We start from the raw sequence: 13,710 nt of genomic DNA, 5'->3' as shown, positions 1-13,710 counted from the left end.
CTGGTTGCTCGCTGTCATCGTCTACAGGTGCCTGCTCAGCATGCGTTCCGCGAAGACGGACAGCCACGTTGCGGGGATCGAGATGGCCGCGTAGAGCAGGCCGGCAATGATGAACACCGGCAGGTACTGGAACGTGGACGAGCCGATCGAGTACGCCTGGCTCATGAGTTCCGGCACGGCAACTGAATAGGCCAACGACGTCGCCTGAAACAGGAGTACTGCGAAGCCCATCAGCGAAGGAAGGGCAATGCGCAATCCCTGCGGGATGACCACGAACCTCAGGCAGTCCCGGTAGCTCATGCCCAGCGCATGGGATCCCTCGACTTCACCCGAGGGCACCGACTGGATGCCGCCGCGGATCAGCTCAGCACTGTAGGCCGCCGTCGTCCAGGTCAGGGCCAAACATGCCGAGGCCATGGAGCTGAGGGTGATCTCGGCGTTCGGCAGGCCGTAGTACATGAGCTGCAGGAGGACCAGGGCCGGCGCGCCGCGGCCCACTTCGACGAAGAACACCGAGAGATAGCGGAACGTTTTGTTGCGGGCGGTCACGCCGAAGGAGAAGACCAGCCCCAGGGGCAGTCCAAAGGCCAGGCTCAGGAGCGTCAGGGTGAGGCTGACTTTGAGTCCGTCAAAGAGTGTCGGGCCGTATTGGATTGCGACATCGACCAGGTTGTTCATCGGGCCACCGCCTTCCGCATCTTGATGTCAAGGTGCCTCGAGAGCAGTCCCAGCGGAACGCTCAATAGTATGTAGACACCGGCAGCCACGAAGAACACCATGATGCCTTCGCCGGACTGCCGGGCGTATTGGCTGGACATGAAGACGATCTCGGCCACGCCGATGGACGACGCGATGGAGGAATCCTTGAGCAGCCCGATGGCAAACGTCGTGTAGGCCGGAACGACGGCCCGCGCCGTTTGCGGGCCGATGATTCGGCTCCAGACCGTGGCCCGGTGGAAGCCCAGCGCCGAGCTGGCCTCCCACTGGCCCTTGGGAATTGACGAGATGGCGCCGCGGAAAATCTCCGCGAGATAGGCTGCCGCCACCACGCCAAGGCCCAGGACGCCGGCCTGCAGGGCGGTGAGCCGGATGGCGCCGATGGAGACGCCGTAGTACAGGATGAAGAGCCACACCACGGGCGGGACTCCTCGCAGCAGGTCAACCAGCCCGCGCGACATCAGCCAGACGAGCCGGTTCCGGCTCCGCAGCCCGGCAACGATGGGCAGCGCGACAACCGTCCCGATCATCAGGGCCAGAATGGTCACGAGGACTGTGAGCGGCAAGCCGATGGCGATGGCCCGGAGCATCTCCATGGCTCAGCGCTCCAGCACGGCGCGGAGGAACCGGCGCGTCCGCTCGTGCTGGGGATCCTGCAGGATTTGTCCGGGCTCGCCCTTTTCGATGATTCCGCCGTCGGCCATCACGACGAGCTCGTCGGCAACGTTTCCCGCGAACGCCATCTCGTGGGTCACCACCACCATCGTCATGCCGGTGCACGCGAGCTCTTTCATGACCTCGAGCACTTCAACCCCCACTTCGGGATCCAGCGCCGAGGTCGGCTCGTCAAACAACATCACCCGCGGGCCAAGGGCCAGCGCCCGGGCAATGGCGATGCGCTGTTGCTGGCCGCCGGAACACCGCGAGGGATATTGGTCGGCCTTGTCGGCCAAGCCCATGCGCTTGAGCAGCTCCATGGACTTCTCGTTGGCCTCGTCGCGGCTGCGTCCAAGAACGCGTTCCTGGGGCAAACTGATGTTCTTCAGGACCGTCATGTGCGGGAAGAGGTTGAAGTGCTGGAAGACCATGCCGGCGCTGCGGCGCAGGGCTGCCAGGTTCTTGGGGTTGGGCTTCCTGCCGGCGTTGATGCGGTGTCCATCAATCTCGATTTCGCCGCTGTCCGGCTGCTCCAACAGATTCATGCACCGCAGGACGGTGCTCTTCCCGGCGCCGCTGGGCCCGATCATGGCCGTGACTGATCCCTCCGGCACTGACAAGGAGACGTCACGAAGCACCACGTTCGAACCGTAGGCCTTGGCAAGATTCTTCACCTGGACCACGGGTGTCCCGGTCCGGATAGTCGGTTCAATCATCAGTTGTTCCATTTCTCATAGTCGTGCCGGGTGCAGGCTTCGTAGAGGGCGGTCGCGACCGCAAGGTCCTCCCACGGCATGCCGGTGGTCTTGAAGACGGCCGGACGGTCCGCGGCCACCTCCCGGCGTTTCAAAACAAGGTCGGCCAGGGTGATCAGGTGGGCGGGCCCGGCGATGGCACCTGATTCCATGGCCTGAATGACATCGCCGGCCTCCCGCGCTGCGGAATCCCTGGACTCCACGCACACCGTGGCCCTGGCCAGCAGCGTGTCATCGAGCTCGCGGTGCTCCCTGTCATGGGACCCGATGGCCACCACCACGGCGGATTCCTTCACCATGGCGCCGTCAAAGAGGGCAGTGGGCGACGCCGTCGCGCAAATGACGATGTCGGCCTCCCGTACGGCTTCCGGTCCGGCGACGGCCGCAGGCAGGCCGAGTCCTTCGGCATTTTTCACAAGCCGCTCCGCTGCTTCCGCGTTGCGGCCGACGATGTCAACGCTGTCCAGCTCAAAGAGTTCGGCAAATGCCACGACGTGGGCCCACGCCTGCACCCCTGTGCCGAACACGACGAGACGCTTCGGTCCGGGCGAAGCCAGGAGCTTGGCCCCCATCACCGAAACGGAGGACGTCCGCAGTTCGGTCAACGCGACGCCATCGAGCACGGCCAGCGGACGCTGGTCGTGTCCGCCGAACAGCGCGTAGAGTCCCTGGATCACGGGAGACGCGGACGCTGCGTTGCCCGGCGTGATGGTCAGGAGTTTGGTGCCGACGTACTGGCCATGGCTCGCCGGCATCTGCATGAACGTTCCGCTGCCCGTTTCTACCCGGGTCCTTGGCGCGCTCGTTTCGGGATCGAACCCGGAGGCCAGGACCGATTCCATGGCGGCCACCGCCTCGCGCGCCGTCAGTGCCGACGCTATGGTCGCGCCGTCGAGGAAGACGGGTGCCGACGGTCGAGGCCAGGTGGGGGTGGCAGGTGAATCCATGGAATCGGTTTCCTTTGCTCGCGGGGCCGGAACGGTCTACGGAGGCGTTCCTACTTCACCAGGCGGGGTTCACCGGTTTCGACGGCCGACTCGGGCAGGCCGTACGACTTCACGATCTCCGCGATCTTGCCGCTGGACTTCATGGCTGCGATGGAGGAATCCACGGCCTTGGTCATGTCGGTGTTGTCCTTGCCGATCGGGAATCCGATCTGGGCAGGTTCCTTGGAGGCAATGACGCGGGCGTCGGCGCTGGCGCCGGCAACCTTGTATTTGGCATCGGACTTGTACATCTGGACGGCGGAGCCGAATCCGTCGATGCCGGCCTGGATGCGTCCGGCCTTGAGGTCTGCCTGCATCTCCACGGCGCTGGGGTAGATGGTCAGGTTGGCGCCCATGACCTTTTTCATGTCCGGCACCCAGAGGTAGCCGTCGACGGTGCCCACCTTCATGCTCTCGAGCTCTCTAATGTCCTTGACCCCGGACTCGGAAATGATCCCCATCTCGTCGGTGTAGACCGGAGCCGACAGGCTGACGATGTCGGCCCGGACAGCGGTGCGGTAGTAGCAGCCGATGGCGACGTCGGCGCGCCCGCTTTGGACGGCCGGGATGGTCCCCGCGTACGACGTCGCCTCGACCTTGATGTCGAGGCAGTTCTTGGCGGCGAACTCCTTAATGATGTCGGCGTCGACGCCGGTGAGCTTGCCGTCCTTATCGGACGAGAACGGGGGGAACTCGGGCGCGGCAACGGTCAGGAAGCCGGCGGAAATGGTCTTGAAGGTTGATGCCGGCTGGCAGCCCTTGGCAACGGAGCTCTCGGCGGCGCCGCCGCAGGCGGACAGGGAGAGCGCCAGCAGGGCAATGGATGTGCCGCCCACCAGAATTTTGCGAGTGTTCATAATGATCCCCTTTGATCAGAGCTGAATTTTGTGCGGTGTTCGACGGTTCGATGCACATCGGAGCAGTTGGTGATGTATGACACACTATCGATTGTCGATTACCAATCTCCATCCATTGCCCGTGGATGTCAAGCATTAAAAATCGCCGCAGAATATGTGGAAACAAGTCGGAAATCGTCGCGACCTTTCCCGGCGGCGCACATGTTTTGACTTAGTGTTAGCCGTGAGGACCACCGTCTGAGGAGCGAAATGCAGGAACAGCGAATAGCCGTTGCGGGAATATCCGAGCTGGGTGAAGGCCGGGTCACGCTCAAAGACGAGGCCACCTCCATAGTCCGCCATGCCCTCATGTCCGGCGACATGCAGCCGGGCAAGATCTATTCAGCCAACGCCCTGGCCACCCAGCTGGGCGTCTCCAACAGCCCCGTACGCGAGGCCATGATGGCTCTGAGCGAAAAGGGTCTCCTTGAAGTGGTTCGGAACCGCGGCTTCCGGGTCGTGGAGATGACCCCGAAGGACCAAAAAGAGGTCTACGACCTCCGCCTGCTGATCGAGGTGACCGCAGTGGGCCGCGTTGCCGAACAAGGCGTCTCCCCTGCAGACGCCGAGCGTCTCACGGAGCTGGCAGAGGCCACGCTCGCAACGGCCAAGCCCGACAAAATGGTCGACTACCTCGAACACGATCAGCAATTTCACTTGGCCATCGTTGAGCTGCTGGGTAACACCCGAATGACGAAGATCATTGAAAACCTGCGGGACCAAAGCCGGATCAGCGGCTCCTACCATCTGGCCGAGCGCGGACTGCTCGCCACCAGCGCCGCAGAACACGGGCCCATCCTGGCCGCCCTGGTGGCCGGCGACCGGAAGCTCGTCGAGTCCCTCATGGTCCAGCACCTCAGCTACTCCCTGCCCTAGGGGATGCCGGCGGCGGACCTGCCGCGCACTGTCCGGCACCTCCTGCCGCCACCGGCCGCCGGAGAATCCGGCTGAAAGTTTTGCTTGACGTAGATCACATCGGACTCCAAGATGGTTATATATAACCCATTACCGATAGTTGTTACCCACAGAGCGGTGGGTAGGCTTCCGCAACTGAGACAGGACGATCAATGTCAAATGTGGTCTCGCTCCAGCTTCCCGCCGGAATCCGGCAGCCTTCGCATGCAGCCGTCGTCATCATCGGTGGCGGCATCATGGGAACCAGCATCGCGTTCCACCTGGCCAAAGCCGGTGTACGCAACATAGTTCTCGTTGACCGGTCCGTTCTGGGCGCAGGATCATCGTCCAAACCCCTTGGCGGCGTGCGGGCGACGTTCTCGGATCCGGCAAACATTGTCCTTGGCCAGCGCAGCCTGCGCGCGTTTGAGGATTTCGGGCAGCGCTTCTCCACGGACATCGGACTGCGCAAGGTAGGCTACCTTTTCCTGTGCCGCAGCGAATCCGAACTTCTGGACTGCGAGCGCAGCACCGTTATCCAAAACGGTCTTGGCAGCACCAGCCGAATGATTTCTCCCGCCGAGGCGGTGGACATCAATCCCTTTCTCCGCCAGGAAGCCTTGATCGGCGCATCGTTCTCACCGGAGGATGGTTTTGCCGAACCGGGGAAAGTGGTCCAGTCGTACGCCGACGCGGCCGCCGCGCTGGGCGTGTGCATCCTTGAGCACACGGAAGTCATGGATGTGGCCGCCTCAGGCGGAAGCATCAGTTCAGTGACCACCAACCGCGGCACCATCACCACCGATGCCGTCATCTGCTGTGCCGGCGCCTGGTCCCAGCGCGTGGGCGACATGGTCAACGTCAACCTGCCGGTGGTCCCGGTGCGGCGGCAGATCGGCATGACCCGCCAGATGAGCTCGCCCATGCCCACCGTGCCGTTCACGCTGGATCTGTCCACCACAATGTACTTCCACAACTACCGCAACGGCATGCTCCTGGGGATTTCCAACTCGAACCAGGAGCCCGGCTTCGCCCGTGACTTCACCCATGAATGGCTCCCCGAGTTCAATGCAGCGGCCCGCGTGTGCGCCCCCGCACTGGAGGCCCCGGAGTTGGAGTGCGGCTGGGCCGGTCTGTATGAGAACACGCCGGATCACAATGCACTCATCGGAGCGTCCAGCTCAGTTGGCGGCTTCTACTACGCCACGGGATTCTCCGGCCACGGCTTCCTGCAGGGCCCTGCCGTCGGCGAACTCGTCAGGGACCTCTACCTGGACCGGGAATCCTTCATGGACCACACCTCGTTTTCCGCCGATCGTTTCCGCACGGCCGACCAGCTCATCCAGGAAGTGCACATCATCTAGCGCGGAACGCCCCGCCGATTTGGCGCTCAAGCCGCATCCCCCGCTCCATCAGCAATGATCGTGAAAGGAACCACGCCATGACCGCCCTTGAAACCTGGGAACTTCGAGCCGAATTCGCGCGGCGGCTCTCCGCCATGTACGGGAGGGAAGTCCCCGCCTACAACACGCTCGTGGAGGTTTCCACCGAGGTGAACGAAGCGTATGCCGCCAAACACGGTGCCGAAGCCGAGCGGCTGGGCAGCATCGCACGGGTGACGGCGGAGCGCCACGGCGCCATCCGCGTCGGCTCCCCGAAGGAAATGGCCCAGGTTGCCCGCATTTTTGCGGCCTTCGGCATGTACCCGGTCGGCTTCTACGACCTTCGGGATGCGTCTTCCAGTTCCGTTCCCGTGGTCTCGACGGCCTTCCGCCCGATCGACGGCGCCGAACTGGCAAAGAATCCGTTCCGTGTCTTCACCTCCATGCTGGCGGCCGAGGATCCGCGGTTCTTTGACCAGGAGCTGCGCGCCGAGCTGGCCGCATTCATCGGCGCCCGGCAGCTGTTCGGTGAGGAACTGCTCACCCTGGCGGACAAGGCCGCCGCGGACGGCGGTCTCGCCGCGGACGACGCCGACCGGCTGCTGGAGCTGGCCACCGCGGCCTTTGAACTCTCCGGCGACCCCGTCGACTATGAGTGGTACAAGAAGCTGGAGGCGGTCTCCGCCGTCGCTTCCGACATCGGCGGCGTTTCCACCACGCACATCAACCACCTCACGCCCAGGGTGCTGGACATCGATGAGCTGTACAAGCGCATGCAGGCCCGCGGCATCAGCATGATCGATGAGATCCAGGGGCCGCCGCACTGGGATGGGCCGGACCTGCTCCTGCGCCAGACGTCCTTCCGGGCGCTTGGTGAAAACCGGGTGTTCCGGTACGCCGACGGGTCCACCAGCGAAGGCGAACTGCGTGTGCGCTTCGGCGAGGTCGAGGCCCGCGGAATTGCCTTGACGGTGGCGGGACGCGACCTCTACGACCGGATGGTCGCCGAGTCCGATGCCCGGTTGGCCGTGGCCCCGGCCGGCACGACGCGTGTCGAGGTCGCCGCCGGGGTCTGGGCGGAGAACCTGCCCCGCACCGAGAAGGAGCTCGCCCTGCAGGGACTGGCCTTTTTCACCTACCGCCTCGACGACGCCGCCCTGGACAGCGCCTCCCTCCGAAGTGCATCCCTGGCTGGCACCGCTTCCCTGGCCGGTCTTGTTGACGCCGGAATCGCCGTCCCGGAACCCATCGTCTACGAAGACTTCCTCCCCCGCTCTGCCGCCGGGATCTTCCAGTCAAACCTCACCGAGGAGGGTTCCAAGGACGAAGCCCAGCTGGGAACCAGCTACGACATCCACCGGATGTCCGAGATCGTCGGCTCCGAAGTCCACGACCCCAACGATCTCTACCAGCGGCAGCAGGACGCATCGATCGCGGCCCTGGGCCGCCGGCTCAACATCACCATCACCCACTAATCAGCCCGCCAGACCAACCAACCTCAGGAGATCACGATGACCGAAACTCTCACCCAGACGTCCGAACTTGCGGCGATCGTCCGCGACGCGCTGGAAGCCTGCGGCGTCAACGTTGACGCCCTCGGAGGCCCGCACGAAGCGTCCTCTCCGCTCACCGGCGAAGTCCTGATGACCCTGCCGGTCAACACACCGGCGGTCATTGAGACGATGATCGGCCAGGCCCACGAGGCCTTCAAGACGTGGCGTGATGTGCCCGCGCCGCTGCGCGGCAACCTGGTCAAGCGCTGGGGCGAGCTGCTGACCGAACACAAGGAGGACCTGGCCAGGATCGTGACGGCCGAGGCCGGCAAGATCCAGTCAGAGGCTCTCGGGGAAGTCCAGGAAATGATCGATATCTGCGACTTTGCGGTCGGCCTGTCGCGTCAGCTCTACGGCAAGACGATGCCCTCGGAGCGCCCCGGACACCGCCTCATGGAGACCTGGCACCCTCTTGGCGTCGTCGGCGTCATCTCCGCCTTCAACTTCCCGGTCGCCGTCTACTCCTGGAATACGGCACTGGCCCTGGTATGCGGCGACACCATCGTGTGGAAGCCATCAGGGATGACCATGCTCAGCGCACTGGCCGCCGATGCCCTGCTGGCCCGCGCCGTCGCCGATGTTGGCGCTCCGACAGACCTGCACAAGCTTGTTCTGGCGGACCGGTCCGGCGGCCAGGTGGTCGTCGATGATCCACGCGTTGCCCTGCTCTCCGCCACCGGTTCGGTCCGGATGGGCCAGGAAATCGCCCCCCGCGTGGCCCGCCGCTTCGGCCGCGCCCTGCTCGAGCTCGGCGGAAACAACGCGGCGATCGTTGCGCCGTCGGCCGATCTGGATCTGGCCCTGCGCGGCATCGTCTTCGCCGCCGTCGGAACCGCCGGCCAGCGTTGCACGTCCATGCGCCGCCTGATCGTGCACGAATCGATCGTCGACGAACTGACCGACAAGCTTGTCAACGCCTACGCCACGCTGCGCATCGGCACCCCCCTGGACGAGGAGAACCTGATCGGGCCGCTGATCAACAAGTCCAGCTTCGATGGCATGCAGGCCGCCATAAAGGCGGCCCAGGAACAGGGCGGCACGGTGCTGTGCGGCGGCGGCCGCGTGAACGCCGACGATGAGCCCGGCGCCTACTACGTGGAGCCGGCGATCGTACGGATGCCGGCCCAGACCGCCGTCGTCAAGGACGAGACCTTTGCACCCCTGCTGTACGTCATGACGTACACGGACTTCGATGACGCCATCGCCATCCAGAACGACGTTCCCCAGGGTCTGTCCTCGGCCGTGTTCACCAACGACCAGGCCGAGGCCGAACGCTTCATGTCGGCCAGCGGTTCGGACTGCGGCATCGCCAACGTCAACATCGGCACCTCGGGAGCCGAAATAGGCGGCGCCTTCGGCGGCGAGAAGGAAACCGGCGGCGGTCGCGAGTCCGGTTCCGACTCGTGGAAGGTCTACATGCGCCAGGCCACGAACACCGTCAATTACTCGGGACAGTTGCCGCTCGCCCAGGGCGTGAAGTTCCTCTAGGCACCCCGGCGGAGACGGTGCCGGCCGGTCCGGCCGGCACCGTCTCCGCGGCCCGTCCCCCGTCAGATCACTTAGCCGCCAGCACCCTTGGCCCCAGCACAGAAGGAGTATCCAACGATGACCAGTCTGTTCGACATGATGGATGAATGGGGACCGGAAAAGATCGTCACGGTCAGCGACGCAAAAACAGGGATGAAGGGCGTGCTGGTCATCGACAACACCGCCCGCGGCATGGGCAAGGGCGGGACCCGGATGCAGCCCGGCGTCACCGTCGAGGAAATTGCCCGCCTGGCCCGGGTCATGACCTGGAAGTGGGCCGGCGTCGACCTTTTCTTCGGCGGCGCCAAAGCCGGTATCCGCGCCGATCCCAACTCGCCCCACAAGGAAGCAATCCTTCGCTCCTTTGTCCGGGCCCTGAGCAATGAGGTCCCGTCCGAGTACGTCTTTGGCCTCGACATGGGGCTGACGGAAAACGACGCAGCCATCATCATCGACGAATTGGGCGACCGCGGCGCTGCGGTGGGCACTCCGTACGACCTCGGCGGCGTGCCCTACGACCAGCTGGGCATTACCGGCTACGGCGTCGCCGAAGTCACCGATGAGGCCGCGGCAACCATCGGCCTCCAGGGCCAGCGCGTGGCCATCCAGGGTTTCGGCGCCGTTGGGCACGCCACGGCGGCCCGGCTGCATGAGCTCGGCTACAGCGTTGTGTCGATTTCCACCGCTGAGGGCGCGCTTCACGATCCCGCCGGGCTGGACATTCCCACGCTGCTGGCCATGCGGCCGCGGCTCGGCGACGGACTGGTCCACGAGTTCCCGGAACTGGCCATCCCGGCGGGCACCGAGTTGTTCGTCGACGCCGAAGTCGCCATCCCTGCGGCCCTGCAGGATGTCCTCCACGCGGGAAACGTCGGCGGCATCTCGGCCAAGCTCGTGGTGGAGGGCGCAAACCTTCCCACCAACGCCGCGGCACAGCAGGCGCTGCGTGCGGCATCCGTGACGGTCGTGCCCGACTTCGTCGCCAACGCAGGCGGCGTGGTCAGCGCAGCCTTCGCCATGGAGTCCCGGTATTCGCCGTTCCGTCCCGAGACGGACCAGATCTTCACCACGGTCTCCCACAAGCTCCGCGAGAACACGGCCATCGTCCTGGCAGAGGCGGAGAAGCTGGATTCCACCACCCACCATGCCGCCCGCTCACTGGCCCAGAACCGTGTCCGCCGGGCCATGGAGCTGCGCGGCGGCAAGCCCCTGCAGTACTAACCTCCCACCACGCAACGCCGCAGGGACAAGGAAGAGCACCACGCATGAACATTGACCAGATTGTCGAAGAACTCACCGCAGCAATTGCGGGCATCGTCGACAGCAGCACCCGTCGGCGTGCGGAATATTCGACCGACGCCTCGAACTACCGCGTGGTGCCCCAGGTGGTGGTCATGCCCAAGACTGCGGACGACGTCGTCGAGGCGGTCAGGATTGCCCGCCGGCACGGACTCGCCGTCACCGGCCGCGGTGCCGGGACGTCGTGCGCCGGCAACGCGGTGGGGCCAGGACTGGTGCTGGACTTCAGCCGGTTCATGAACCGGATCATCAGCATCGATCCGGAAAACCGGACGGCGGTGGTCCAGCCCGGTGTTGTCCTAAGTGACCTGCAGCGGGCTGCCGCCGTCCACGGGCTGCGGTTCGGGCCTGATCCGTCCACGTCCACGCGGTGCACCATCGGCGGGATGATCGGCAACAACGCGTGCGGCCCGCACGGGCTCTCGTACGGGCGCACGGCGGACAACGTGCACCGGCTGCGCTGGCTGACCGGCTCGGGACACGTGGTGGAGCTGGGCGCGGGCAGGGATGCCACGGCCCGGATCCCCGGACTCGATGAGTTCATCACCGCCAACCTGGAGGTCCTCCGGCTGGAATTCGGCCGGTTCGGCCGCCAAATCTCGGGCTACAGCCTGGAGCACCTCCTGCCGGAGAACGGCGCCAACCTGGCCGCCGCCCTGACGGGGACGGAAGGTACCTGCGGCATCATCCTGGAGGCCGAGGTCCGGCTGGTTCCGCTGGCGGCGGCCCCGGCCTTGGCCGTCTTGGGCTACCCGGATATGCCGGCCGCGGCCGACGCGGTTCCCGGCCTGCTTCCGCACCGTCCGCTGGCTCTGGAGGGCCTGGACGCACAGCTGGTCGACGTGGTCCGCAACGCCAAAGGCGTGCACGCTGTCCCCACCATGCCAGCCGGCAACGGCTGGCTCATGGTGGAAGTGGGCGGAGCGACGTCGGAGGAGGCGGTGGCGGCAGCCGAGCGGATGGTCCTGGATGCGGGGGCGATCGACTCGCTGATCCTTCCGGCCGGCCCGGAGGCCACGCGGTTGTGGCAGATTCGGGCCGACGGCGCCGGGCTGGCCGGCAGGACCGCCGCCGGGACCCAGGCCTGGCCGGGCTGGGAAGATTCGGCCGTCCCGCCGGAGCACTTGGGCGACTACCTTCGCGATCTTGAACTGCTCATGGCACGCGAAAACGTGTCAGGGCTGGCGTACGGCCACTTTGGCGACGGCTGCGTCCACGTCAGGATCGACTTCCCGCTGGACGACGATGCCGGTGTGATGCGCCGCTTCCTGACGGCGGCGGCGGACCTCGTCGCCAAGTACGGCGGCTCGCTCTCGGGCGAACACGGCGACGGCCGGGCGCGCGGCGAACTGCTGAAAACCATGTATTCGCCCCGGGCCCTGGCCGCGATGGCCGGGTTCAAAGCACTCTTCGATCTCCAGGACATCTTCAACCCCGGCGTCATCATCAATCCGGACCCGTTCGACGCGCACCTGCGGCGCCCGCACGCCGGCAACCTGCTGGCATCGGACGGTTTTGCGTTTGCGCACGACGGCGGCAACATCACCAACGCCGTGCACCGCTGCGTTGGCGTCGGCAAATGCCGGGCCGATCTCCGCGAGGAAGGCGGGTTCATGTGTCCGTCCTACCTCGCCACCAAGGATGAAAAGGACACGACCAGGGGCCGGGCCCGCGTCCTGCAGGAAATGCTCAACGGCGGCGTAGTGGACATGTCCTGGAAGTCCCCGGAAGTCCATGAGGCCCTCGATCTGTGCCTGAGCTGCAAGGCGTGCGCCAGCGACTGCCCCACCGGCATCGACATGGCCATGTACAAGTCAGAGGCACTGCACCAGAGCTACAAGGGCCGGCTGCGTCCGCTGAGTCATTACACGCTCGGCCGGTTGCCCGCCTGGCTGGGATTGATCGGGCCCCTGGGCCCCCTGGTCAACAAGGCTGCCTCCGTCGGGATCCTCCGCCGGACCATGCTGCGGCTCGCCGGGGCGGATCCCCGCCGGTCCCTGCCGACATTCCCGAAAGCGCCGTTCCATGCCTTGGCGGGGGCCCGTTCCGCAGCCCTGAACACCGCACGGGTCCCGGCGGCGGGCGGCCCGGCAGTGCACACGCCGGCCTCCGCCCACAGGGTCCTGCTCTGGGTTGATTCGTTCTCGGACGCGCTGAGCCCCGAGGTCCCCCTCGCCGCGATCAAGGTGCTGCAGGCCGCGGGATGTGACATCGAAATTGCCGGCCCCGGAGCGTGCTGCGGATTGACGCTGATCTCAACAGGACAGCTGACCGCGGCCAAGGCAGCCCTCAGGAAGACCCTCGACGTCCTGCACCCGCACGTAGCCGACGGCCGGACCGTGATCGGACTCGAACCGTCCTGCACGGCAGTGCTCCGCTCGGACCTGCTCGAACTGCTGCCCGACGACGAACGCGCCCGGCAAGTCTCCGCCCGGACCCGGACCGTCGCGGAATTCCTCACATCCATCAACTGGGAACCACCCGCCAGCAGCGAACGGATTCTTGCCCAACCCCACTGCCATCACAACGCCGTCATGGGGTACGGGAAGGATCTGGAGCTGCTGACGTCCATGGGCTGCGACGTGGACATCTCCAACGGATGTTGCGGCCTCGCCGGCAACTTCGGCATGGAAAAAGGCCATTACGACGTCTCGGTGGCCATTGCCGAACAGGGCATCCTGGGCAAGATCGCGGCTACCCCCGACCGGGACATCCTCGCCGACGGGTTCTCCTGCCGGACCCAAGTGGCCGATCTCGCCGGCCGCGGCTCCCGGCACATCGTCCAGATCGTCGCGGAGGCGCTGGACAACTCCGCGGGTTCCGCACCGAGCAACGCAACACCAAGGGCTGCACGGCAGTAACACTGCGGATGTCCGCCTGGCAATCAACGACGCCGGCGGGCACGTTGCCGCAGTTGCTGGGAGTCTCACCCCGGCGGGAGCAGTCCCGTCTAGATGAGTGAGTCCGAATTGGGCGTGCGCCGCGTGGACGCTGTTAATTGAAGGTGGAGGGTGTTAAACCCTGTTTGTGAAGACAGATCTAAA

The 13,710-nt window shown here is 65.4% G+C and carries 11 protein-coding genes; 6 read left to right on the top strand and 5 right to left on the bottom strand.

All coding sequences use genetic code 11. The annotated features are described in order from the left end of the window. Positions 1 to 21: 21 nt before the first annotated feature. From BLR03_RS09990 to BLR03_RS09970, 5 genes are read right to left on the bottom strand one after another with little or no spacing between them, the layout of a single operon-like run. The gene (locus BLR03_RS09990; RefSeq protein WP_091252144.1) at positions 22 to 678 is read right to left on the bottom strand and encodes an amino acid ABC transporter permease; all 657 of its coding nucleotides are present in this window, start codon (positions 676 to 678) and stop codon (positions 22 to 24) included. Next, positions 675 to 1,313 (bottom strand): amino acid ABC transporter permease, encoded by a 639-nt coding sequence (locus BLR03_RS09985; RefSeq protein WP_091252142.1) that lies wholly within the window; start codon positions 1,311 to 1,313, stop codon positions 675 to 677. Before BLR03_RS09985 ends, BLR03_RS09990 begins: the two co-directional genes overlap by 4 nt. 3 nt (positions 1,314 to 1,316) lie before the next feature. Then, positions 1,317 to 2,090 carry an amino acid ABC transporter ATP-binding protein gene (locus tag BLR03_RS09980; RefSeq protein ID WP_091252141.1) on the bottom strand — a complete coding sequence of 258 codons (774 nt, stop codon included), beginning with the start codon at positions 2,088 to 2,090 and terminating at the stop codon, positions 1,317 to 1,319. Next, positions 2,090 to 3,076 (bottom strand): ornithine cyclodeaminase family protein, encoded by a 987-nt coding sequence (locus tag BLR03_RS09975; RefSeq protein ID WP_091252139.1) that lies wholly within the window; start codon positions 3,074 to 3,076, stop codon positions 2,090 to 2,092. The genes BLR03_RS09980 and BLR03_RS09975 overlap by 1 nt, the downstream gene beginning before the upstream one ends. Positions 3,077 to 3,126: 50 nt before the next feature. Further along, on the bottom strand, positions 3,127 to 3,972 hold the full coding sequence (locus BLR03_RS09970; protein ID WP_091252138.1) for a substrate-binding periplasmic protein: 846 nt from the start codon (positions 3,970 to 3,972) through the stop codon (positions 3,127 to 3,129). Positions 3,973 to 4,221: 249 nt separating this feature from the next. On the opposite strand from BLR03_RS09970, the gene BLR03_RS09965 reads away from it, so the two are divergent. The 6 genes from BLR03_RS09965 (at position 4,222) to BLR03_RS09940 (ending at position 13,527) form a co-directional block, all read left to right on the top strand. Next, positions 4,222 to 4,887: a GntR family transcriptional regulator gene (locus tag BLR03_RS09965; protein ID WP_091252136.1), complete on the top strand. Its 666-nt coding sequence runs from the start codon at positions 4,222 to 4,224 to the stop codon at positions 4,885 to 4,887. A gap of 191 nt (positions 4,888 to 5,078) precedes the next feature. Next, positions 5,079 to 6,269, top strand: coding sequence for an NAD(P)/FAD-dependent oxidoreductase (locus tag BLR03_RS09960; protein ID WP_091252134.1), 1,191 nt, complete (start codon positions 5,079 to 5,081; stop codon positions 6,267 to 6,269). A gap of 77 nt (positions 6,270 to 6,346) precedes the next feature. Continuing rightward, complete coding sequence (locus BLR03_RS09955; protein WP_091252132.1) at positions 6,347 to 7,762, top strand: 2-oxoadipate dioxygenase/decarboxylase; 1,416 nt, start codon at positions 6,347 to 6,349, stop codon at positions 7,760 to 7,762. Positions 7,763 to 7,798: 36 nt separating this feature from the next. Then, entirely contained in the window at positions 7,799 to 9,328 is a 1,530-nt protein-coding gene (locus BLR03_RS09950) for an L-piperidine-6-carboxylate dehydrogenase (RefSeq protein ID WP_091252130.1), read from the top strand. Between the two features lie 117 nt (positions 9,329 to 9,445). After that, the gene (locus BLR03_RS09945) at positions 9,446 to 10,588 is read left to right on the top strand and encodes a Glu/Leu/Phe/Val family dehydrogenase (protein ID WP_175460484.1); all 1,143 of its coding nucleotides are present in this window, start codon (positions 9,446 to 9,448) and stop codon (positions 10,586 to 10,588) included. A 44-nt stretch (positions 10,589 to 10,632) separates the two neighbouring features. Further along, positions 10,633 to 13,527: an FAD-binding and (Fe-S)-binding domain-containing protein gene (locus BLR03_RS09940; protein ID WP_091252129.1), complete on the top strand. Its 2,895-nt coding sequence runs from the start codon at positions 10,633 to 10,635 to the stop codon at positions 13,525 to 13,527. The last annotated feature ends 183 nt before the right edge of the window (positions 13,528 to 13,710 follow it).

Source organism: Arthrobacter sp. ok909, from assembly GCF_900104405.1.
Taxonomy (GTDB): Bacteria; Actinomycetota; Actinomycetes; order Actinomycetales; family Micrococcaceae; genus Arthrobacter; species Arthrobacter humicola.
The sequence above is the reverse complement of the archived record's forward strand: the minus strand, read 5'-3'. Positions and strand labels throughout refer to the sequence as shown.